The 19,944-nt window shown below is 72.6% G+C and carries 19 protein-coding genes and 1 pseudogene; 13 read left to right on the top strand and 7 right to left on the bottom strand.

Features of this window, described 5'->3' with window-relative positions; genetic code table 11:
- Window positions 1-8: 8 nt before the first annotated feature.
- Window positions 9-1,442 (bottom strand): sensor histidine kinase, encoded by a 1,434-nt coding sequence (locus PV350_RS05940; protein ID WP_499508985.1) that lies wholly within the window; start codon window positions 1,440-1,442, stop codon window positions 9-11.
- Entirely contained in the window at window positions 1,439-2,176 is a 738-nt protein-coding gene (locus tag PV350_RS05935) for a response regulator transcription factor (RefSeq protein WP_499508986.1), read from the bottom strand. Before PV350_RS05935 ends, PV350_RS05940 begins: the two co-directional genes overlap by 4 nt.
- A 156-nt stretch (window positions 2,177-2,332) precedes the next feature.
- Here PV350_RS05935 and PV350_RS05930 point away from each other — a divergent pair, with 156 nt between their 5' ends.
- From PV350_RS05930 to PV350_RS05920, 3 genes are read left to right on the top strand one after another with little or no spacing between them, the layout of a single operon-like run.
- Window positions 2,333-3,694 carry a ferredoxin reductase family protein gene (locus tag PV350_RS05930; RefSeq protein WP_499508987.1) on the top strand — a complete coding sequence of 454 codons (1,362 nt, stop codon included), beginning with the start codon at window positions 2,333-2,335 and terminating at the stop codon, window positions 3,692-3,694.
- A 13-nt stretch (window positions 3,695-3,707) separates the two neighbouring features.
- The gene (locus tag PV350_RS05925; protein ID WP_499508988.1) at window positions 3,708-4,151 is read left to right on the top strand and encodes an FMN-binding protein; all 444 of its coding nucleotides are present in this window, start codon (window positions 3,708-3,710) and stop codon (window positions 4,149-4,151) included.
- Window positions 4,144-4,911, top strand: a complete 768-nt coding sequence (locus PV350_RS05920; protein WP_500333071.1) for an FAD:protein FMN transferase — start codon at window positions 4,144-4,146, stop codon at window positions 4,909-4,911. The genes PV350_RS05925 and PV350_RS05920 overlap by 8 nt, the downstream gene beginning before the upstream one ends.
- Here the strand turns inward: PV350_RS05920 and PV350_RS05915 are convergent.
- The 3 genes from PV350_RS05915 to PV350_RS05905 form a co-directional block, all read right to left on the bottom strand.
- Window positions 4,892-7,498, bottom strand: coding sequence for a cation-translocating P-type ATPase (locus tag PV350_RS05915; RefSeq protein WP_500333076.1), 2,607 nt, complete (start codon window positions 7,496-7,498; stop codon window positions 4,892-4,894). The two genes, PV350_RS05920 and PV350_RS05915, sit on opposite strands and share 20 nt — an antisense overlap.
- 142 nt (window positions 7,499-7,640) lie before the next feature.
- Window positions 7,641-8,045, bottom strand: a complete 405-nt coding sequence (locus tag PV350_RS05910; RefSeq protein WP_500333070.1) for a CBS domain-containing protein — start codon at window positions 8,043-8,045, stop codon at window positions 7,641-7,643.
- Window positions 8,042-8,710 carry an OsmC family protein gene (locus PV350_RS05905; RefSeq protein WP_500333069.1) on the bottom strand — a complete coding sequence of 223 codons (669 nt, stop codon included), beginning with the start codon at window positions 8,708-8,710 and terminating at the stop codon, window positions 8,042-8,044. Before PV350_RS05905 ends, PV350_RS05910 begins: the two co-directional genes overlap by 4 nt.
- 172 nt (window positions 8,711-8,882) lie before the next feature.
- Between PV350_RS05905 and PV350_RS05900 the strand changes: the two genes are divergently transcribed.
- The 6 genes and pseudogenes from PV350_RS05900 to PV350_RS05875 all read left to right on the top strand — a co-directional run bounded on the left by PV350_RS05900 (window position 8,883) and on the right by PV350_RS05875 (window position 13,667).
- Window positions 8,883-9,524, top strand: coding sequence for a CBS domain-containing protein (locus tag PV350_RS05900; RefSeq protein WP_499508993.1), 642 nt, complete (start codon window positions 8,883-8,885; stop codon window positions 9,522-9,524).
- A 117-nt stretch (window positions 9,525-9,641) separates the two neighbouring features.
- Window positions 9,642-10,709 (top strand): annotated as a pseudogene (locus PV350_RS05895) (alcohol dehydrogenase catalytic domain-containing protein).
- A 24-nt stretch (window positions 10,710-10,733) separates the two neighbouring features.
- Window positions 10,734-11,396, top strand: coding sequence for a helix-turn-helix domain-containing protein (locus PV350_RS05890; protein ID WP_499508994.1), 663 nt, complete (start codon window positions 10,734-10,736; stop codon window positions 11,394-11,396).
- A gap of 81 nt (window positions 11,397-11,477) precedes the next feature.
- Window positions 11,478-12,341, top strand: coding sequence for a universal stress protein (locus PV350_RS05885; protein ID WP_499508995.1), 864 nt, complete (start codon window positions 11,478-11,480; stop codon window positions 12,339-12,341).
- A 196-nt stretch (window positions 12,342-12,537) separates the two neighbouring features.
- Window positions 12,538-13,002, top strand: a complete 465-nt coding sequence (locus PV350_RS05880) for a Crp/Fnr family transcriptional regulator (protein ID WP_499508996.1) — start codon at window positions 12,538-12,540, stop codon at window positions 13,000-13,002.
- 32 nt (window positions 13,003-13,034) lie between these two features.
- Window positions 13,035-13,667: a CBS domain-containing protein gene (locus tag PV350_RS05875; protein WP_499508997.1), complete on the top strand. Its 633-nt coding sequence runs from the start codon at window positions 13,035-13,037 to the stop codon at window positions 13,665-13,667.
- Window positions 13,668-13,701: 34 nt separating this feature from the next.
- Here PV350_RS05875 and PV350_RS05870 read toward each other — a convergent pair whose 3' ends face one another.
- The gene (locus PV350_RS05870; protein ID WP_500333068.1) at window positions 13,702-14,274 is read right to left on the bottom strand and encodes an Rv1733c family protein; all 573 of its coding nucleotides are present in this window, start codon (window positions 14,272-14,274) and stop codon (window positions 13,702-13,704) included.
- Between the two features lie 221 nt (window positions 14,275-14,495).
- Between PV350_RS05870 and PV350_RS05865 the strand changes: the two genes are divergently transcribed.
- From PV350_RS05865 to PV350_RS05855, 3 genes are all read left to right on the top strand, one after another.
- A complete protein-coding gene (locus PV350_RS05865) occupies window positions 14,496-15,164 on the top strand; it encodes a pyridoxamine 5'-phosphate oxidase family protein (protein ID WP_499509000.1) in 669 nt (222 codons plus the stop codon).
- 112 nt (window positions 15,165-15,276) lie between these two features.
- Complete coding sequence (locus tag PV350_RS05860) at window positions 15,277-15,981, top strand: response regulator (protein ID WP_499509001.1); 705 nt, start codon at window positions 15,277-15,279, stop codon at window positions 15,979-15,981.
- A 102-nt stretch (window positions 15,982-16,083) separates the two neighbouring features.
- Entirely contained in the window at window positions 16,084-17,130 is a 1,047-nt protein-coding gene (locus PV350_RS05855) for an Acg family FMN-binding oxidoreductase (RefSeq protein WP_500333067.1), read from the top strand.
- On the opposite strand, the gene PV350_RS05850 is transcribed toward PV350_RS05855, so the two are convergent.
- Window positions 17,042-18,775 carry a sensor histidine kinase gene (locus PV350_RS05850; protein ID WP_499509003.1) on the bottom strand — a complete coding sequence of 578 codons (1,734 nt, stop codon included), beginning with the start codon at window positions 18,773-18,775 and terminating at the stop codon, window positions 17,042-17,044. The two genes, PV350_RS05855 and PV350_RS05850, sit on opposite strands and share 89 nt — an antisense overlap.
- A 511-nt stretch (window positions 18,776-19,286) precedes the next feature.
- On the opposite strand from PV350_RS05850, the gene PV350_RS05845 reads away from it, so the two are divergent.
- Window positions 19,287-19,913 (top strand): hypothetical protein, encoded by a 627-nt coding sequence (locus PV350_RS05845; protein ID WP_499509004.1) that lies wholly within the window; start codon window positions 19,287-19,289, stop codon window positions 19,911-19,913.
- Window positions 19,914-19,944 lie beyond the last annotated feature (31 nt).

Here is a 19,944-nt window from a genome sequence, read left to right as displayed (position 1 = left end):
GCACGTGGTCAGCCGGAGCGAGCGGGGAGCGACACCCGGAACTCGGTGTGCCCGGGGCGGCTGGTGACCTCGACGGCACCGTGGTGGGCGGTGACGATCGCGTGGACGATCGCGAGTCCGAGGCCGGTACTGCCCGTGCTCCGCGAACGGGCCTGGTCGGCACGGACGAAGCGGGTGAAGACCTCGGGCTGGAGTTCCGCCGGGATCCCGGGCCCGTCGTCGCTGACGGTGAGACGTGCGCCGTCCGCGTCCGAGGAGAGGGCAACCGTCACTTCCGTACCGGCCGGAGTGTGCGTGCGGGCGTTGGCCAGGAGGTTCCCGAGGGCCTGCTGTAGACGATGGCCGTCTCCGGACACCACGACGGGCTCCTCGGGAAGGTCCAGGAACCAGCGGTGGCCCGGTCCCGCGGCGCGGGCGTCGTCGACGGCGTCGAGGACGAGCCGGGTCAGGTCGACCTCCTCGTGCTCGAGTGGGCGACCCGCATCGAGACGGGCCAGGAGCAGGAGGTCGTCGACGAGGTGCGTCATGCGCTGCGACTCGGACTGGATGCGATCGAGGGCGTGGCGGATCTCGGCGGGGACAGGGCCCCGATGGCGAAGGGCGAGTTCGGCGTGGCCCCTGATGTTCGCGACGGGGGTCCGCAGTTCGTGGCTGGCGTCGGCGGCGAAGTGGCGGAGTCGCTCCTCGCCGGCCTGACGCCGGACCAGGGCGTCCTCCACGTGCCCGAGCATGTGGTTGAGCGCGGCGGCGACCTGGCCGACCTCGGTGCGGGGGTCGGTGTCCGGCAGGGGCCGCGGCATGGCGACCTCGCCGGTGGCCAGGGGCAGGCGTGCGACACCGGACGCGTGCTCGGTGACCTGGTGCAGGGGTCGCAGGCTCACCCGTACCCACAACGTCCCCGCGACTCCGGTGGCGAGGAGGGCCGCGCCGAAGACCACGGCCTCCACGGCTTCGAGGCGGTGCAGCGTCGCTTCGACGGGGTGCAGCGGAAGTCCGGTGAGCAGGACGTCGCCGTCGTCGCCGCGTACCGCCGTGACGCGGTAGGCGCCGAGCGAGGCGATGCGGATGCTGTGCCCCCTCCCGTCGACCGGGACACCTCCCAGGGCGCGTCGGTCTCCGGCGGAGAGCGCCAGGGGGCGGTCGGCCGCGTCGTCGACCACGGCGGCATGGGTGACGTCGCCTCCGAGGAGTCGGGCGCCGAAGGTCGCGTCGGCCTGCCCCCTGGTGTCGGGGCGGTTGTCCGCGTCGGGCGTCCTCTCGTGCTCCAGACTGGCCGCGAAGCGCCCCCCGGTCGCCGTCAACTGCTCGTCCAGTCGTCCCAGCAGGAATCCCTTGAGCGCGAGGACGGTGGTGACGCCCACGGCCGCACACGCCACCGCCAGCAGGACGAGGAGCCCGGCGGTGAGCTGACCCCGCAGGGTGCGGGGAGGGAGTCGTCTCATGGGGCCTCGGACCTCAGGACGTATCCGACGCCGCGGACCGTGTGGATCATCGGGGAACGTCCCGCGTCGATCTTCTTGCGGAGATAACTGATGTAGAGCTCGACGACATGGGCCTGGCCGCCGAAGTCGTACGCCCAGACCCGGTCGAGGATCTGGCTCTTGGACAGCACCCGGCGCGGGTTGCGCATGAGGAACCGCAGCAGCTCGAACTCCGTCCGGGACAGCTCGATCAGGGTCCCGCCACGGCGGACCTCCCGGGCCTCCTCGTCCATCGTGAGGTCACCGACGACCAGCCGGTCCAGGTCGGTGGCGGCGGTCATCCCAGCCCTGCGGAGCAGACCGCGCAGCCGCGCGATGACCTCCTCCAGGCTGTACGGCTTGGTCACGTAGTCGTCGCCGCCCGCCGTGATGCCGGCGACGCGGTCCTCGACCGCGTCGCGAGCCGTCAGGAACAGCACGCACACGCGGTCGGCGTCGCGCCGCAGCTCGCGCAGGACGTGCAGGCCGTCGACGTCGGGCAGCATCCAGTCCAGGACGACCGCGTCGGGGCGGAAGTCGCGGGCGGTCGCGAGCGCGGACGCCCCGTCTGCGGCCGTCCGTACCCGGCAGCCCTCTCCGGCAAGAGCGGCGGAGAGCACGTCGGTGACATCGGGCTCGTCGTCGACGACCAGGATGCGCACCGGGCTCCCGTCGGGACGGTGCATGCCGGGGGGTGGTGTGCCGTTCTCTTCCATGGTGAGTACAGCATCCCTCGCACACGTCGCCACGGCGGCCCCGGAAACCTCTGCGTCTCCTCTGAGTTCCCGCTGAGCTGCCCGGATCAGAGGAAACGCAGAGGTTCGATGCCGATGCTGGGGGCGCCCGACGACGATCACGCTCCTGGGAGCCTCATGGCCGCCACCTCCACCACCGCCCACGCCGGTCGCGGACTGCGCCACCGGCGGCCGCGCCGCAGCCTCGTCCCGGTGCTCGCGCCGCTCGCGATCTGGGCGGGCGCCGCGGGAGTGCTGGCCTTGTGGTGGTCCGACACCACCTCCGTCGTCGGTCCGGCGGGGTGGCTGACCGGTGCGGGCCGCATCACGGGCCTCCTCGCCGGATACGCCTGCGCGGTCCTGCTCGTGCTGATGGCTCGCGCGCCCCTCCTCGACCACAGTGTCGGAACCGACCGGCTCGCCCGCTGGCACGCCTGGGGCGGACGCTGCACCGTCTCCCTGGCCCTGGCCCACACGCTGCTGATCATCTGGGGTTACGCCGCCGCCTCGCACGCCTCCTTCGTGGGACAGACCACGACATTCGTCCTGGACTATCCGGACCTCCTCAAGGGCACCGCCGGATTCCTGCTGTTCGTCGCCACGGGTGCGGTCTCCGCGCGTGCGGCCCGCCGGAAGATGAGCTACGAGACCTGGCACTACCTGCACTTCGCCACCTACCTCGCGGTCTTCCTCGCCTTCGGGCACCAGCTGTCCAACGGAGCGGACTTCGTCGGGAACCGGGCAGCCCAGACCGCCTGGTACGCCCTCTACCTCGGCGCCGCCGTCCTGGTCGCCTGGTACCGATTCGCCGTCCCGCTCCGGCGCGGCCTCCGCCACGGGCTCACGGTCGTCGCCGTCCACCCGGAGGCACCCGGGATCGTGTCCGTCCACCTCACCGGTGAGCACCTGGACGAGCTGGCGGGTGCGCCGGGACAGTTCCTGCGCTGGCGCTTCCTCACCCGCGGGCTGTGGTGGACCGCCAACCCGTACTCCCTGTCCGCCCCGGCCCACCCTCGGCACCTGCGCATCACCGTGAAGTCCGCGGGCGGCCACAGCGGCGCCCTGGCCCGGCTGACCCCGGGCACCCGCGTGTGGGCGGAAGGCCCCTACGGCGCGTTCACCGCGGACCGTCGCACCGCGTCGAAGGTCCTCCTGCTGGCGGGAGGTGTCGGCATCACCCCGCTGCGGACTCTCTTCGAGACCCTGCCCGGCCCGGTGACCCTCGTCTACCGGGCACGCCGTCCGGAAGACCTCGCCCTGCGCGGCGAACTCGACGCGATAGCGCACAGGCGCGGCGCCACGGTCCACTACGTGGTGGACGACCCCGCTCGCTACCACTCCCCCCTGACCGCGCAGGCACTGTCCGCCCTCGTCCCCGGACTGGCCGGTCACGACGTCTACCTCTGCGGCCCGCCGCCCATGACGGAAGCCGCGGTGCGGGCCTTGCGCGAGGCGGGAGTGCCCGCCCGCCGCATCCACCACGAGTCGTTCGCGTTCTGAGGAGAACCACCGCATGCGTCGCGCCGTGCTCACCACCACCGGGACCAGTGCCCTCATCGCCGGGATGCTCTTCCTCAAACCCCACCAGCCGTCCGTCGTGGCAGGCGGTCCGGATCCCTCGGCTGCCTCGCCCACGCCCCAGCGGTCGGAGCAGGCGTCCCCTGGCGGCCACGGCGCCGCCAACGGCACCTTCACCGGTGCGCCCGTCGACACCCCCTACGGGACGGTGCAGGTGGCGGCCACGCTCGCCGACGGAAGGATCACCGCCGTCCGGGTCCTCCAGGCGCCGGACGAGAACGGCAGGGACCGGCAGATCGCCGCCTACGCCCTGCCCCGCCTGACGCAGGAGGCCCTCGGCGCCCAGAGCGCCCGCATCGACGCCGTGTCCGGGGCGAGCTACACCAGCCAGGGCTACGTCCGGTCCCTGCAGAGTGCTCTGGACCAGGCCCGTGCGTGACCCCGCCCGCGGACTGCACCACGTCGAACACGTGATGGGCACCGTCTTCTCCTTCGACGTCCGGGACCGGGCCACCTGCGCCGTCCGCGATGCCCTCGACCGTGCCGTCCGCCATCTGCACACCGTGGACGCCGTGTTCTCCACGTACCGGCCCGACAGCGCCGTCAGCAGGCTCGGCCGCGGCGAGATCGGCCTCGATGACTGTCCGGGCGAGGTGCGCGACGTGCTGGAGCTGTGCGCCCGGGCGACCCACGAGACGGACGGCTGGTTCAGCATCACGGCCGGCTGCACCCTCGACCCCTCGGGTCTCGTCAAGGGGTGGGCCACCGAGAACGCCTCCCGGATGCTCCACGAGGCCGGGGCACACCACACCTGCGTGAACGGGGGCGGCGACGTCCGCCTCCGGGGCCAGGCGGCCCCGGGCACACCTTGGCGCATCGGCATTGCCGACCCGCTTCACCCGGGAGCGCCGGCCGCCGTCGTGTCCGCGAGCGGCGACCTGGCCATCGCGACCTCGGGCACCGCGGAACGCGGCGCCCACATCCTCGACCCGCACGGCGGCACCCCCGCCACCGCCCTGGCGTCCATCACCCTCATCGGGCCGGGCCTGACGATGACCGACGCCTACGCCACCGCGGCCTTCGCACGTGGCAAGGGATCCCGTGCCTGGCTGGAGGGGCTGGACGGGTACGAGGCGCTGGCCATCCTGCCCGACGGCCGAACCTGGCGAACGCCGGGATTCAGCGCCCACGTCGCCTGAGCGGCGACCACGCGGACCCACGCGCGCCCGACGGCCTCCGCGGGTCCGTCGACGACGCGGGAAAGAGCCGTGCCTGCAGGCGCATCGCCAGGTAGCCGAGGGCCGACAGACCGCACGCGATGCCGAGGTCTCCGGCCGAGAGCGGTTCCGTGCCCAGCAGCGCGCGCAGCAGGGGCAGACAGACGCCCGCGATCTGCAGGGCGAGGGCTGTCGCGACGGCGACCAGCAGGAAGGGATTGGCCCAACTGCCGTGGCGGGCCCGGGATGCCAGGGCGATTCCGAGCTGGGTGGCCCCGAGGACGAGGAAGACCATGCTTTGCCACGGACGCCCGGTGTCGTGCGCCCACATGCCCGTGAGCAGCGTGAGGACGGTGACGAAGCAGCCCATCAGCAGGATCCGCGGCCACAGCCCGGCGCCGAGTACGCTTTCGCCCGGCGGGCGGGGCGGCCGGCGCATGACCGCAGGGTCGGCCGGCTCGGCGCCCAGTGCCACCCCGGGAAGGCCGTGGGTGAGCAGGTTGATCCACAGGATCTGGGCCGGGAGCAGCGGCAGTGGCATGCCCAGGAAGGGGCCGAGGAGCATGACCAGGATCTCGGCCATGCCCCCGCACAGGGCGTAGAGCAGGAAGCGGCGGACGTTGGCGTAGACCCGGCGGCCCTCCTCCACGGCGGAGACCACTGTGCCCAGGTCGTCGTCGGCCAGGACGAGATCGGCGGCCTGCCGTGCCACCTCTGTGCCGCGGCGTCCCATGGCGACGCCGATGTCGGCGTGGTGCAGAGCCGGGCCGTCGTTGACGCCGTCGCCGGTCATGGCGACGACGTGACCGCTGCGGCGCCATGCCTGGACGATGTCGAGTTTCTGCTCGGGGGTGGTACGGGCGTACACCCGGGTGCCGGTGGGATCGCCCACGAGGCCGTGGTCGATCCGGTCTCCGGTGGTCACGCGGCTGCCGTCGAGAATGCCGAGGCGACCCGCGACGGCGCCCGCGGTCAGCGGATGGTCCCCGGTGATCATGACGGGGACGACCCCGGCGGTGCGGCAGGCTGCCACGGTTCCCGCGGCGGTGGGCCGTGGCGGGTCGAGGACGGCGACGAGACCGAGCAGCGACAGCCCGACGGACTCCCAGTCGCCAGGGGCGCCGGTCGAGGACCGCGGGCCGTGGTCGGCAGCCGCCACGGCGAGCACACGGTACCCCTGGCGCGCCAACTCCTCTGCACGACCGGCGGCCGCAGCGAGCACGGGAAGCGCGTCGTCGAGGACTTCGGCCCGCAGCATGACCTCCGGTGCGCCCTTGGACACCACGAGGCAACCGTCGACTGGTCCACGGTGAACGGTGGTCATGCGTTTGCGGCCGCTGTCGAACGGAACCTCGTCCACGCGTGGCAGCTCCCGTAGGAGTGCCTCGCGGTCCAGGCCCAGCCGTGCCGCGGCGACGAGGAGGGCAGCCTCGGTGGGGTCGCCCAGGGCATGCCAGGTCGTCGCACCGTCCGCGCCGGCCGAGGGCTCCAGCCCGGCGTCGTTGCACAGTACGGCGGCGCGCAGCAGTCGGGCCAGATCAGGCGCATCGTCGGGGGTGACGGCCCGGCCGTCCCGCACCAGGCTCCCCGCCGGTTCGTAGCCCTTGCCACGAGCCTCGGCCTCGCCCTCAGGGGTCCAGAACCGTTCGGCGACCATGCGGCCCTCGGTGAGGGTGCCGGTCTTGTCCGTGGCGAGGACGGTGACGGAACCCAGCGTCTCCACCGCCGGCAGGTGGCGCACGATGGCGTTCCGGGCGGCCATCCGCCGGGCGCCGAGGGCCAGCCCGAGCGTCACGACGGCGGGCAGGGACTCGGGTACGGCCGCGACGGCCAGGCTGATCGCCGCCACGACCATCAGCTCCACCGGCTGCCCTCGCAGCAGCCCGATGGTCAGCACCACGGCGCACAGCACCACGGTGACGGCGGCGAGGACCCGTCCGAAACCGGCGAGCCTGCGCTGCAGCGGGGTCAGCGCGGGCGCCGTACCCAAAAGCGAGGCGATGCGGCCGGTCGCGCTCGCGGCTCCCGTCGCGGTCACGACGACCGTGCCCCGGCCGCGGACGACGACAGTGCCCGACGCCGTCGAGCCACCGGCGTCCTTGTCCACCGGAACGGACTCGCCCGTGATCGACGACTCGTCCACCAGTAGCGCCGCGGCCTCCGTCACCTCGCCGTCCGCGGGAACGATGTCACCCTCCCCCAGCAGCACCACGTCGCCCGGCACCACCTCCACCGCCGGCACCCGACGCTCCTCACCGTCGCGGACCACACGGGCGGCGGGTGCGCTGAGAGCCGTCAGTGCGGCGACAGCCTGTTCGGCACGGACCTCCTGCGCCACGCCGACGGCCGTGTTGACGGTGATGACGAGCAAGATGACGCAGGCGTCCGGGAAGTCGCCCGTGGCGAGGGTGAGGACGGCGGCCACGACCAGGACCAGGATCAGCGGGTCCTTCATCTGCTGTGCCACGCGGCGCCACAGCGGGGTCGGCGGGCGCGGAGCCACCTCGTTCCCGCCGTAGCGGGCGAGTCGTCGTTCCGCATCTTCCTGTGAGAGCCCTTTTCGGGCCACAGCCGTGTCGTGGTGGATTGCGGGTCCCACGGGATCACCTCTCCGCCGTCGGCGCTTCCCCGGTCGCGGTGGTGCGATCACCCCGGCCAGGCCGGGGGTCCGGACGCCGCCAGCCCTGCCGTGCCGTCCTCGGGCGGTTCCTTCAGTACCGTCCAGGCCACGGGTCCCAGGAGATCGGCCAGGTGCTGGAAGAGGTCGAGGAAGAGATCGTCGACGGTGAGCAACCCTGCGAGCCGGTGCCCGTCCAGCACGGGCAGGGCACGCCGCAGCGGCGGAACGTCCGGTAGGCGTCCGCGAGGTCGTCGGTGACGTCCAGCGTGGTCACGGGGGCCGACATCAGCTCGGACACCGGCATGTCCGGGTCGCCACCCTGCGCCAGGCAGCGTACGACCAGATCACGGTCGGTGACGATACCCAGCAGGCGATCCGCGCGAGCGACCAGTACCGATCCGACCCCGGCGTCCTCCATCCGCAGGGCGGCCTGCCGCGCCGGGGTGCCGGGCTGCACGGTGACGACGGGCGCGTTCATGAACTCGGAGACCTTCACGGTGCGCTCCCGACGGCGGTGGTGAGGTCGAAGGTCACCTCGGGTGGTGCCGACAAGGTGTTGTGGATCGTGCAGTGCCGCGCCACGGCCAGCAGTCCGGCGTCGCGTTCGGGCGGCAGAGGGGGGACCGTCAGCCGAAGGGCGACCGCACTGATCCGCGCGCCGGGTGCCTTGGTGAAGCGGGCGCCGACCCGCAGTTCATCGCCCGGCAGGTGGTGCCGGTCCAGGTAGCGCCCGGCGTAATGGGCGACGCATGACGCGAGGGACGCCACGAACAGCTCTACCGGGGTGGGTCCCCGGTCCGTCCCCGGGCCGCCGAGCGGCTGGTCGGTGTCGATCCGGTGCCCGCGTACGACGGTGGCGTAGTGATCGCCTTCCACCCGGCGTACCTCCACGGGAAGGTCGCCCCGGTCATCCGCGTCGCGCAGGGCTTCCCGCTCGACGGCGCGGGCCTGGGCCGTCAGCATCGCGGCCAGGTGGCGGGCCTCGGCAGGGGTGAGGCTCGCCCGGCCGCGCCATTGGTCGCAGGACGACCGTGCAACGTCAAGGCCGATCCGCCCCGTCCCGACAGGGCGCTCGACGGGATCGACTCGGGACACGGAGATCTCGCAGCCGCTTCGGGTACGCATCGGGCCCGGGCGGGTGAACTGCCGGTCTCGCAGCATGTCAGCCTCCCTCGGTCGGGCTTTCCCTTCGTCCGGCAGACCGCCGCGGCTCTGTACGACGGCAGGGGGCGTTGGGCCCGTCCACGGGGCCGGGTGGCCCAATGGCGGCGGTTACCGGCGCGTCCCAGACTGGGTGCGGGAGGTTTTCCGTCCCTCGTCGAAGGAGGCGGCCATGAACGCCAACCTGCAACCGGCGACGGTGAGCGACGTGATGACACGCAAGGTCGTCGCGGTGGCCCTGGGCACGTCCTTCAAGGAGATCGTGCGGACCCTGGAACAGTGGAAGGTAAGCGCGCTACCTGTGGTGGCCGACGGCACCCGGGTCGTCGGCGTGGTCTCCGAGGCGGATCTGCTGCGCAAGGAGGAACACCGCGAGGACGTCGCCCCGCCGATCGGCGCGGGCCCGGACAAGGCGGCCGCGGTCACCTCCGAGCAGCTGATGACGGCCCCGGCGGTCACCGTGCGCGAGAACGCCCCCCTGGCGCAGGCGGCACGGACGATGGCGCTGCACCACGTGAAACGACTGCCCGTGGTCGACGCCGACGGAACGCTGCGCGGCGTGGTGAGCCGCGGCGACCTGCTCAAGGTGTTCCTCCGGACTGACGAGTACATCGCCCGTGACGTGCGGGACATCCTCGCGGGCGAAGTCCTGCCGGGCGCGTGGCAGTTGGTGGACGTCGAAGTCACCGAGGGAATCGTGACGGTGAGCGGCCTGCTCGCCGACCGGTCGCTGGTCCCGGTCGTGGCACGGATGGTGCGCTCCGTCGAGGGTGTCGTGGACGTGCGCTTCGACCTCACGTCGAGCCGCGTGTGAGGCTCCCCCAAGGCGACCGGTCGGCCTCCTCGACTGGCCCGGCCGGCCTAGGCGGACGCCTGGCGCCGCGCCACACCTTGACGGCAGGACACGACTCCGTCCGAAGGAGGGAAGGCCGTGAAGGCGTGGGTTTTCCAGGGGCCCGGGCAGGCCCGCTGGCAGGAGGTGCCGGATCCGCAGGTCAAGGACCCCGGCGACGCGATCGTGCGCGTCGGCGCGGTCACCGTCTGCGGAACCGATCTGCACATCTTCAAGGGTGACGCGCACGACGTGCGCCCCGGCACCGTCTTGGGTCACGAAGCGGTGGGCGAAGTCGTCGGAACCGGTACCGCTGTCACGACGGTGCGTCCCGGCGACCGGGTGCTGATCTCCTGCATCTGCGGGTGCGGCCGGTGCCGATTCTGCCGCGAGGGAGCCTACGGGCAGTGCGTCGGCGGCGGAGGCTGGGTACTGGGGCACCTGATCGACGGGACCCAGGCCGAGTACGTGCGCGTACCGTTCGCCGACGTCCGCCTGCACCCGCTGCCCGCCTCGGTGCGCAGTCAGGACGCGGTGCTGCTCGCCGACATCTTCCCCACGGCCTACGAGGTGGGCGTCCTCAACGGCCGCGTCCGGCCCGGCGACACGGTCGCCGTCGTCGGCAGCGGGCCGATCGGACTGGCCGCGATCGCCACGGCGCGTCTGTACTCCCCCGACCGGATCATCGCTATCGACCTGGCGGAGACCCGTCTGGACGCGGCCAAGCGCCTGGGCGCGGACGCGGTCGCCAACGCCGGTGAGCAGCCCGAGCGGCTGGTCCTCGACCTGACCGAGGGACTCGGCGCCGACGTGGTGATCGAGGCGGTGGGTGTTCCCGAGAGCTTCGAACCGTGCGCGCGCATCGTCCGGCCGGGCGGCCATCCGGCCAACGTCGGCGTCCACGGCGCGCCGGGCCACCCTTCACCTGGAGGACCTGTGGAGGAGGAACGTGACCATCACCACGGGGCTGGTGGACACGTACTCGACCCCGGTGCTGTTGCGCATGATGGCTTCCGGACGCCTCCGGCCGCTTCCCTCGTCACCCACACCTTCGAACTCCAGGACATGGAGGAGGCCTACGCCGTGTTCGGCCGGGCGGCCGACGCCGCGGCGCTCAAGGTCGTGCTCGGCGGCCCGCACCACTCGGCGATGGCGCTCACCGACTGAGCTCTGAGGAAAGGACCGACGGTCATGACGAAGCACTCCCCAGCCACCGTGCCCGGGGACATCGGCCGGCGCATCACGATGCGCCGTGAGGAATTGGGCCTGTCGCGGGAGGAAGTGGCGGCCCGTACGGGCATCGCCCCTGGCTATCTGCAGTACGTGGAGGAGGATTCCACCGCAGCTCCCGGCATCGCGACACTGCGTGGCCTGGCCATGGCGCTGGACACCAGCGTCTCCGCGCTCAGCGGTGGCGAGGCCGATCTGCCGTCGGGGCGCGGGCAGGCCGCAGGCCGCGCCGAACTGGTGGAACTGGGCGGTGAGGAGTGCTGGAGACTGCTGTCCTCTCACGGGGTGGGCAGGCTCGCCCTGTCCATGCCCGAGGGACTCACCGTCGTACCGGTCAACTACAGCGTCGACCAGGGCACGATCGCCTTCCGCACCTCGCCGGCCGCCACCCCCGCGGAGGCCTCTGACACCAAGTGCGCCTTCGAGGTCGACGAGGTGGACGACGCCCTGAGCCAGGGCTGGAGCGTCCTCGTCCGCGGGATGGCGCACACCGTCACCGACCCCGCGGGCGTCCGGCGGCTCAACGAACAGGCGTACACCGGGCCGTGGGCCGGCGGGGACCGCGACCTGTGGGTGCGCATCACACCGGCGACCGTGACGGGCCGCCGCATCGTGGTGGGCTGACATGACGACCAAGGGAGGCGGGGCATGACGGGCCGCGGATACGCAGCGGGGCCGCCCCGCGTACCACACGGGGAGGTCGTCGTGGGGGTCGACGGATCGGACCCTGCCGTGCGCGCCCTGGACCGGGCGGCCGACGAGGCACACCGGCGGGACGCCGCCCTGCGGATCGTGCTCGGTCTGCCGTGGCCCGATCCGGGCGAGGTCGGATTCGGCCTGGAGGCCGATGGCGAGCGCCCGCCGGGCGAAGCGGCCCGTACGGTCCTGGACTTGGCCGCCAGACGCGTGGAGGACCGGCATCCGGGGCTGTCCGTCGCACTGGAGCAGGCTGCCGAGCCGGCGGCCTCGGCGCTGGTGCGCCTGGGCCGGACCGCGACCCTGACCGTGGTCGGCACCAGAGGCCGTGGCGGTTTCGCCGGCCTGCTCCTGGGCTCCGTCAGCCTGCGGGTGGCCGCCCACACCGTTGGTCCGCTGATGGTCGTCCGCGGCGAGGACGCGGCCGTCCGACGGGGGCTGCTGCACGACAAGGTGCTGCTCGGCCTGGAGGACGAAAGCGACGCCGAGGCCGCCCTGTTCGCGTTCGAGGAGGCCGAACGACGCGCCGCACGGCTGAGGGTCCTCCATGCCTGGACCCACCCGCACATCTCCATGGGAGAGTGGCCCACGTCCCACCGCCAGGACCTGGCCTCCCAGGCACGGCAGCACAAGGAACTGGCCCGGTTCGTCGTGTCAAAGCTGACCGAACGCTTTCCGGATGTCGCCGTGCGGGTGGACTCCGTTCCGGGACACGCCGCCGCCGCGCTTGTGGAGGCGAGCCGCGCGGCGGACGTGGTGGTGGTCGGTGCCCATCGCCGCCAGGACCGCCCGCTCGGCATGCGCCTGGGACCGGTCACCCACGCGGTGCTCCAGCACGCGCACTGCCCCGTCGTCCTGGTCCCCATCGGCTGACCTCCGGACCCCCTGGTCAGCGGTGGCTCACCGACGTGCACCCGCCTTCGGTACCGGGCGGGCCAGGACATGGGGCCGGTAGGCCCCTGCGGGCGGAGGGTGCCGGGGTGCAGCCTGAGGACGAGGGCCGCCGACGGGCCGCCCGGTCGTCCCCCGTCACGTCGTGTGGACGGTCCTCAGGACGGAGGTGCCGGTGATGACCACCGCCACGACGAATGGCCTGCTCGACGTACTGCCGGCCCAGGCGCGACAGCGCCTGACGGAACTCGGCCGCGAGGTGTCCTTCCCGGCCGGGACCCGGATCTTCGAGGAGGGGCAACGAGCCGACAGGTTCTGGATCATCCACACCGGATCTGTCGCACTCGACCTCCACGTCCCCGGGCGCCGCCCCGCCGTGCTGGAGACTCTCGGACACGGCGACCTTCTCGGCTGGTCGTGGCTGTTCCCTCCGTACAGCTGGCATCTGGGCGCCCAGGCGCAGAGCCCGGTGCGGGCGACGGAGTACGACGCCACGATCGTGCGGGCGCTGTGCGAGGCCGACCCTGCCTTCGGCCGGGCCGTGTCCCGCCGGGTGGCGGAGATCGTCGCGCACCGCCTGCTGCAGACCCGCACCCGTCTGCTGGACCTCTACGGTCCTGCCGGCAGCGGAACCGCGCACTGACCGGCTTCCGCCCGCCAGGAGGAGAGGGACCGATGCACGGCAGTCCGCACATCGTCAGCGACGTGATGACCCGTTCCGTCGTCGCCGTTGGCCGGGACGCCTCGTTCAAGGAGATCGTCACGACCATGGAGCGGTGGAAGGTCAGTGCACTCCCCGTGCTGGAGGGCGAGGGTCGGGTAGTCGGCCTGGTGTCCGAGGCCGACCTGCTGCCCAAGGAGGAGTACCGCGACAGCGCTCCCTCCCGCAACGAGCAGATGCGGCGCCTGCCGGATCTGTGCAAGGCCGGCGCCACCACCGCCGACGAGCTGATGAGCGCCCCCGCCGTGTGCGTGCACGCCGACGCCACGCTGGCCCAGGCGGCGCGCGCCATGGCGTTCCGGAACGTCAAGCGGCTGCCGGTCATCGACGCCGAGGGCATGCTGTGCGGCATCGTCAGCCGCGGCGACCTGCTGAAGGTCTTCCTGCGTCCGGACGAGGAGATCGCCGAGGAGGTCAACCGCGAGATCGCCGGGTACCTCTTCCCCGGCGAGCCCTCACCGGTACGGGCACGCGTCGAGGAGGGCGTCGTCCACTTCTCCGGCGCGCCGGGAGACCCGTCGCTGGTCCCTGTGGCGTCACGGTTCGCCCGAGCCGTGGAGGGCGTCGTCAACGCCGTGTGGGACTGAAGCACACCGGAAGCACCCCGGGCGTTGGGGGTGATCATGCCCGCCGGTGGCCCCACGAGGGTTCCACTTCGGCCCACTCCCGCTCCCACGCCGCCGCCCGATGACGGTCGATCCGCAGCCGGACGGCCCAGCGTCCTGCCAGGACCAGCCCGCCCGCGCCGGTGGCGGCGAAGACACCGAACACCTGCCCCTGCACCTCCGCCTGCACCGGTGTGAGCAGTGGTTCCCTGATCTCGTCGTGCCGGTCCACCCAGACGGGTGTGGTGGACCCCGTCCGGCTGTTCGGCTCCACGCGAGCGCTGCCGACGTGCGCGACACCGTCCGGGGCGGTCCACCGCACGGTGGCCCGCACCGTACCGGAGGACCCCGTGTAGGAGTTCTCCACCGCGTCCGCCGCGTCCTCGGTGAGGACTGCCGTCACCTGGCGCATGCCGTCACCTTGGTGCAGTGCGTCGTGCTCCACGGCGACCGCGGAAGCGACCCCCGCGGCGGGACCACCGACGGCCATCAGGACCGCCGCCGCCACTCCCGTCCACGCCTCCGCGACATCCGTTCCGCGTCGCATCGAATTGCGCCGCCACCGCCAGAACATCACCCGACCGCTCATGGCCACGCCCCCTTTCCCTGCGGCGACGGTCGCACGGGGGCGGGGTTGAGGAGCAGGGGCCGAAGAGGCCGCCCGGGTGGGCCGGGCAGGCCGTTCTCACCGGCTGCCGGGCCCGTTCGGCCCTGTCTCCGGAGCCGCCGATGGGCGACGATCGTAAGGGTCCGACCCGCACGCGGCAGTGCGCGGTCTCTCAGATCCTCGGGACCAAGGACGTGAGCAGCATGGCACCGAATCCGTATCCGGCCGCCCCTGGTGACATGGGGCGCCGTGTGGCGAAGCGGCGCGACGAGTTGGGTCTGACCCGTGAGGAAGTCGCGGCCCGGGCCGGCATGGCCACCAGTTACCTGCGGTTCATCGAGGAGCAGTCCACGGCCGCTCCCGGTCCGGGAACGCTGGGAACGCTCGCGGCCGCCCTGGACACCACGGTCGTGGCGCTCAACGGAGGGGAGGCCGACCTTCCGCCCGGCCGCCTCGGGCGCGCCTCATCGCACGCACGCCTGGTGGAGCTCTCCCCCGAGGAATGCTGGTCGCGCCTGAACGGCCACGGCGTGGGCCGGATCGCAGTGACCGCTCCCGGCCGCGAGGCCATCCTGCCCGTGAACTACAGCGTGGTCGACGGTTCCGTTGTCTTCAGGACCGCCCCCGGTTCCGGGCCGGCCGAGGTCACCGGAACGGAGGTCGTCTTCGAGGTGGACCACGTGGACGAGGCGCTCAGCCAGGGCTGGAGCGTCCTGGTACGGGGCCCGGCCAGGCACGTCGAGGACCCGGAGGCCGTGCGGCACCTCGCCCGACGGGCGTACAGCGGCCCGTGGCCGGGCGACGACGACCGCAGCGAGTGGGTACGGATCGACGCGGCCGCGATCACCGGCCGGCGCATCGACGTCCCCTGATGGGCCCGCCCCGTTCCGATGGGTCCGTTCGGCCCTGGCGCGCCCGGCCCTGGTGGGTGAGGATCACCGGGACACGGGACGTCAGGGCAGCGACACACGGCAGGGGGCCGGCATGACGGGTGCAGAGGAGTTCTCACCGCGGGCGCCGATCAGGGTGTTCCTGGTCGACGACCACGAGGTGGTACGGCGGGGCGTGCACGACCTCCTCGACGCCGAACCCGACATCGAGGTCGTCGGGGAGGCCGGCACGGTCGGCCACGCACTGGCGCGGGGACCGGCCCTGCGGCCGGACGTGGCGATCCTCGACGTGCGTCTCCCGGACGGCGACGGCATCGGGGTCTGCCGGGAGCTGCGCTCGCGCATGCCGGGACTGGCCTGTCTGATGCTGACGTCCTTCGACGACGACGACGCCCTGCTGGACGCGATCATGGCGGGCGCCGCCGGCTACGTGCTCAAGCAGATCAAGGGCTCCGACCTGATCTCCGCCGTCAGGACCGTGGCCTCGGGCCAGTCGATGCTCGACCCGGCGACCACCGCCCGGTTGATGAGCAGCCTGCGCCACCAGGAAGAACCGGCGAGTCCGCAGGACGAGACCCTCGCCACGCTCACTCCGCGCGAGCGGGAGATCCTGGAACTCATCGGAGAGGGCCTGACGAACCGGCAGATCGGCAAGCGGCTGTTCCTGTCGGAAAAGACGGTCAAGAACCACATCTCCCGGATGCTGGCCAAGCTCGGCGTGGAACGCCGCATCCAGGCCGCCGTGCTCGCCACCCAGCACCAGACCGGGGGCGGCGGGGACGCCGAGTCACGACGCTGAGATGGTGCCGCATGGCTCCTGCCTCAGGGACGAGCGGCCCCTCCCCCGCGAGCACGGCGGGGCGGAACCTTGAGCCAGGTTCCGGGCCGGGAGGAGACCACCATGATGCCCACGACCCTCGACGGCGCGACGTTGGAGAAGCTCATTTCCGCCGCCGTCGCCGCGCCGTCCTTCCACAACAGCCAGCCGTGGCGATTCCGCCTGGAGCCGGACACTGCCACGGTCCTGGTCCGTGCCACGGGTGAGCGCGGGCTGCGTGAGGCCGACCCGCTGGGCCGGGCGCTGCACGTGTCCGTCGGTGCGGCGGTGTTCAACCTGCGGGTCGCGGTGGCCCACTTCGGCTGGGAGCCCGTCGTCCGGCTGCTGCCGGTCCCGGCGCAGCCGGACCTGCTGGCTTCGGTACGGCTGGCCGGACCGTCCCGCAGCGGTGGGGAGCACCGTGCGGACCTGTACCAGTCGTTGTGGCGCCGGCACAGCAGCCGCGCTCCCTTCTCGGCGCACCGGCCCCCGGGGCCGGTCCTCGCCGAACTGGCGGACGCCGCCCACTCGGAGGGGGCGAAACTGTACGTGCCGGACGCCGGCGAGACCCAGCGGATACTGCGGCTGACCTCGGAGGCGGAGCAGCGGGGTGTGACCAACCCCGCGCGCCGTACCGAGAGCCGGGGCTGGATCCGCGAAGGTGCTCGGGACGGCCTGACGCCGGTGGCCCTGGGCCCGCGGGACGCCGCAGGGCGGCTGCCGATGCGGGACTTCTCCGCGCTGGGTCCGCAGAATCAGCTGCCGGCCGCGGTATTCGAGCAGCAGCCGCTGATCGCGGTGCTGTCCACCGCCCACGACCGGCGTGCGGACTGGCTGCGGGCCGGCCAGGCGTTGGAGCACGTCCTTCTGGTGGCCACCGCGCACCGGGTGCGGGCGTCGCTGCTGCACCAGGCACTGGAGTGGCCCGACCTGCGTTGGGCGCTACGCAGCGCGGAAAGCGGGCCGGGACACGTCCAGATACTCGTCCGGCTCGGGTACGGCCCTCAGGGCCCGGCAAGCCCGCGCATGTCGGCGACGGACGTCATGGAGGGACATCACGCGCCGGCTCCGGGCCGAGCGGCACCTTCCACTCCAGGTGCGTCCCCCCGGACGGCCTCGTCCGGACGGTGAACGACCCGCCGAGCTTCTCGGCCCGCCTGGCGAGATTCGTCAGACCGCTGCGGCGGCCGCCTTCGGGCAGCCCCACCCCGTCGTCGGTCACGGAAAGTGCCAGGATGCCGGAGCCGACCACCAGGGCGACCTCAGCCGAACCGGCGTGTGCGTGCCGTGCCACATTCGACAGTGCCTCACCCAGCACCGCGACGACCTCGTCGGCCACTGGGGCCGGGACATCGGTGTCGATGAGGCCCTCCATCCGCAGTGACGGGGTGAACCCGAGCGCGGGCACGGCCTCCTCGACCCCCTTCGCGGTGCGCACCCGCAGACCATGCCGGGTCGAGGTCGTTTCGTGGACACGAAGGCCGAAGATCGTCGAGCGGATGATCTTGATGGTTTCGTCCAGGTCGTCCACGGCGCGCAGCAGGCGCTCGCTCGCCTGGGGGTGGTCGACGAAACGCGCCGCGCTCTGCAGGGTCATGCCGGTGGCGAACAACCGCTGGATGGCCAGGTCGTGCAGGTCCCGGGCGATACGGTCGCGGTCCTCGAGCTGTGCCATCTGCTCTGCGGCACGGCGTCGCTCGGCCAGTTCCATGGCGAGGGCGGCCGATCCGGCGAACGCCAGCAGCAACTCCGTCTCGGTCTCGGTGAACACCGGCTGCCCTTCTGCGCGGGCCAGCAACAGCGCGCCGCGCACCCCCTGCGGGGCACTCATCGGGACGGCCACCGCAGGGCCGAGCCCAGCGAACCGGGGCGGGCCGGCCGTGATGCGCGGATCGTGCTCCACGTCCGGGCTGGTGATCGGTTCGGTGGCCTCCATGGCGGCGCCCGCGAACGACCCCTGCCGGGGGAGGGTGAGTCCACGGTGGAGGTCCGCGTCGGTGCCGGTGGCGATCGCCACCTCCACGTCCGTCGTGCCGTCGACCGGCAGCGCGACCACCCCGAGATCCGCGCCGGTGATGCTGCGTGCGCGCTCCACGATCAGCTCCAGGATGCGGGACTCGTCCACTCCCGACAGGAGACTGGCGGTGACCTCCGCGTTCGCCTCCAGCCACCGCTGCTTCGACCGGGCTTCCTGGTAGAGACGTGCGTTGTCGACGGCGACGCCCGCGGCGACGGCGAGGGTGGACAACACGGTCTCGTCCTCGTCGTCGAACTCCTTGGCGCCGCGCTTCTCCGTCAGGTACAGGTTGCCGAACACTTCGTCACGGACGCGGATCGGCACCCCGAGGAACGAGTGCATCGGCGGGTGGTCGACCGGGAATCCGTACGAGGCCGGATGGTGGGAGAGCTCGCGCAGGCGGAGCGGTTCGGGGTGCCGGATCAGTTCGCCGAGAATGCCGTGGCCCGACGGCAGGGGGCCGATCGCCTCGATCTGCTCGTCCGAGACCCCGACGGTCAGGAACTGCGCGAGCTTCGCGTCGTCGCCGATCACGCCCAGCGCCCCGTACTCGGCGTCGACCAGCACCACTGCCGCCTCCACGATCCGCCGCAGCACCTGCGGCAGGTCCAGCTCCCGCCCGACCGACAGCACCGCCTCCAGCAGGCTGTGCACGCGGTCCCGCGTCCCCCGGACCGCGTCGATGCGTGTCTGCAGTTCGTCCAGCAGCTCGTCGAGCCTCAGCCGGGGCAGGCGCTCCGCGCCCTCGCTGCCGTCCATCCCCACGGATCCTCCATCCGGCACAGCAGGCAGGTGCCCAGCTTCAAGATAGCCGGATCGGGGCGGCTTCGAACGTCCCTCCACCGGTGTTCCGCCGTTGCGACCGGCACGGTGGCCGGGGGCGTCGCCCACGGCCTCGGCTCCCGCAGGGGACCTGTCGCGCCCACTCGGTCCTCGGCCGACGAGCCGGCCGCCGTCGACGGCTCGGCCGCCTCGCCGCGGGGCCCGGCACGTCAAGCGCGTGGGCGTACTGCGCCTCCATGATCCGGGCGCGGCCAACACTGAGGCGCTCGGCATCCGTTTCCCGCTGCGCGGCATTCGCGCGCCGGCCCCGCCGCTGACTGCCCATGTCCGCGAACCGTTCAGCCAACTGGTCTCTGCAGAAGGGACGTTCGGCCCCATGCCCACGGGCCTTCGGCCCACGGCGTCGCACCTCCGCCACGCAGGACAGTGAACACGCAACGAAATCCACCAGGTTCACGCTCCGCCCGGATCGGAAGGGATCAGCACCATGGCCATCCAAGGACACCCCCAGCGGCACACCGGGTTCCGCCTCCCCGCACGGCGCAGGACCGGCACAGGCACCGCCCCGTCCGGCGAGGCTGCTGCCACGTCCGCAACGTCCGCCCGCGTGTACGTCCTCGCCGGACTGCGCGTCCTGACCGGGTTCGTCTTCCTGTGGGCCTTCCTCGACAAGACCTTCGGTCTCGGCTACGCCACCGGCTCCGGCAAGGGCTGGATCGACGGCGGCTCGCCGACCAAGGGGTTCCTCAGCGGCGTCGCCGCGGGTCCCTTGCAGTCCACCTTCCACGCCTGGGCCGGCGCCGAGTGGGCGGACTGGCTGTTCATGCTGGGCCTGCTGGGCGTCGGCGTCGCGGTGATGAGCGGCGTGGCGCTGCGGATCTCCGCCGTGGCCGGCACCGCGATGATGGCCTTGATGTGGGTCGCCGAGTGGCCTCCGGCCCGGCACCTGGCCGACGGGTCGCCCAGCATGTCGACCAACCCCTTCGCCGACTACCACCTCGTGTACGCGGTCGTGCTGATCGCCCTTGCCACCGCCTCCGCGGGCACCACCTGGGGCCTGGGCCGCGTATGGGCCCGGCTGCCCGTCGTCCGCGACCACGCCTGGCTGCGCTGACGCCCGGCGCGACGCCCAGCACCGGCCCGGG

This window comes from Streptomyces sp. PA03-6a (genome assembly GCF_033792765.1).
Classification (GTDB): domain Bacteria; phylum Actinomycetota; class Actinomycetes; order Streptomycetales; family Streptomycetaceae; genus Actinacidiphila.
The sequence above is the reverse complement of the archived record's forward strand: the minus strand, read 5'-3'. Positions and strand labels throughout refer to the sequence as shown.

Bases quoted from the DNA above. Each gene is read 5' to 3' on its own strand.
- PV350_RS05925 (WP_499508988.1), top strand. From the start codon at position 3,708: ATGCGTCGCGCCGTGCTCACCACCACCGGGACCAGTGCCCTCATCGCC.
- PV350_RS05930 (WP_499508987.1), top strand. From the start codon at position 2,333: ATGGCCGCCACCTCCACCACCGCCCACGCCGGTCGCGGACTGCGCCAC.
- PV350_RS05940 (WP_499508985.1), bottom strand. From the start codon at position 1,442: ATGAGACGACTCCCTCCCCGCACCCTGCGGGGTCAGCTCACCGCCGGG.
- PV350_RS05845 (WP_499509004.1), top strand. From the start codon at position 19,287: ATGGCCATCCAAGGACACCCCCAGCGGCACACCGGGTTCCGCCTCCCC.
- PV350_RS05860 (WP_499509001.1), top strand. From the start codon at position 15,277: ATGACGGGTGCAGAGGAGTTCTCACCGCGGGCGCCGATCAGGGTGTTC.
- PV350_RS05865 (WP_499509000.1), top strand. From the start codon at position 14,496: ATGGCACCGAATCCGTATCCGGCCGCCCCTGGTGACATGGGGCGCCGT.
- PV350_RS05855 (WP_500333067.1), top strand. From the start codon at position 16,084: ATGATGCCCACGACCCTCGACGGCGCGACGTTGGAGAAGCTCATTTCC.
- PV350_RS05935 (WP_499508986.1), bottom strand. From the start codon at position 2,176: ATGGAAGAGAACGGCACACCACCCCCCGGCATGCACCGTCCCGACGGG.
- PV350_RS05870 (WP_500333068.1), bottom strand. From the start codon at position 14,274: ATGAGCGGTCGGGTGATGTTCTGGCGGTGGCGGCGCAATTCGATGCGA.
- PV350_RS05905 (WP_500333069.1), bottom strand. From the start codon at position 8,710: ATGCTGCGAGACCGGCAGTTCACCCGCCCGGGCCCGATGCGTACCCGA.
- PV350_RS05890 (WP_499508994.1), top strand. From the start codon at position 10,734: ATGACGAAGCACTCCCCAGCCACCGTGCCCGGGGACATCGGCCGGCGC.
- PV350_RS05875 (WP_499508997.1), top strand. From the start codon at position 13,035: ATGCACGGCAGTCCGCACATCGTCAGCGACGTGATGACCCGTTCCGTC.
- PV350_RS05900 (WP_499508993.1), top strand. From the start codon at position 8,883: ATGAACGCCAACCTGCAACCGGCGACGGTGAGCGACGTGATGACACGC.
- PV350_RS05880 (WP_499508996.1), top strand. From the start codon at position 12,538: ATGACCACCGCCACGACGAATGGCCTGCTCGACGTACTGCCGGCCCAG.
- PV350_RS05850 (WP_499509003.1), bottom strand. From the start codon at position 18,775: ATGGACGGCAGCGAGGGCGCGGAGCGCCTGCCCCGGCTGAGGCTCGAC.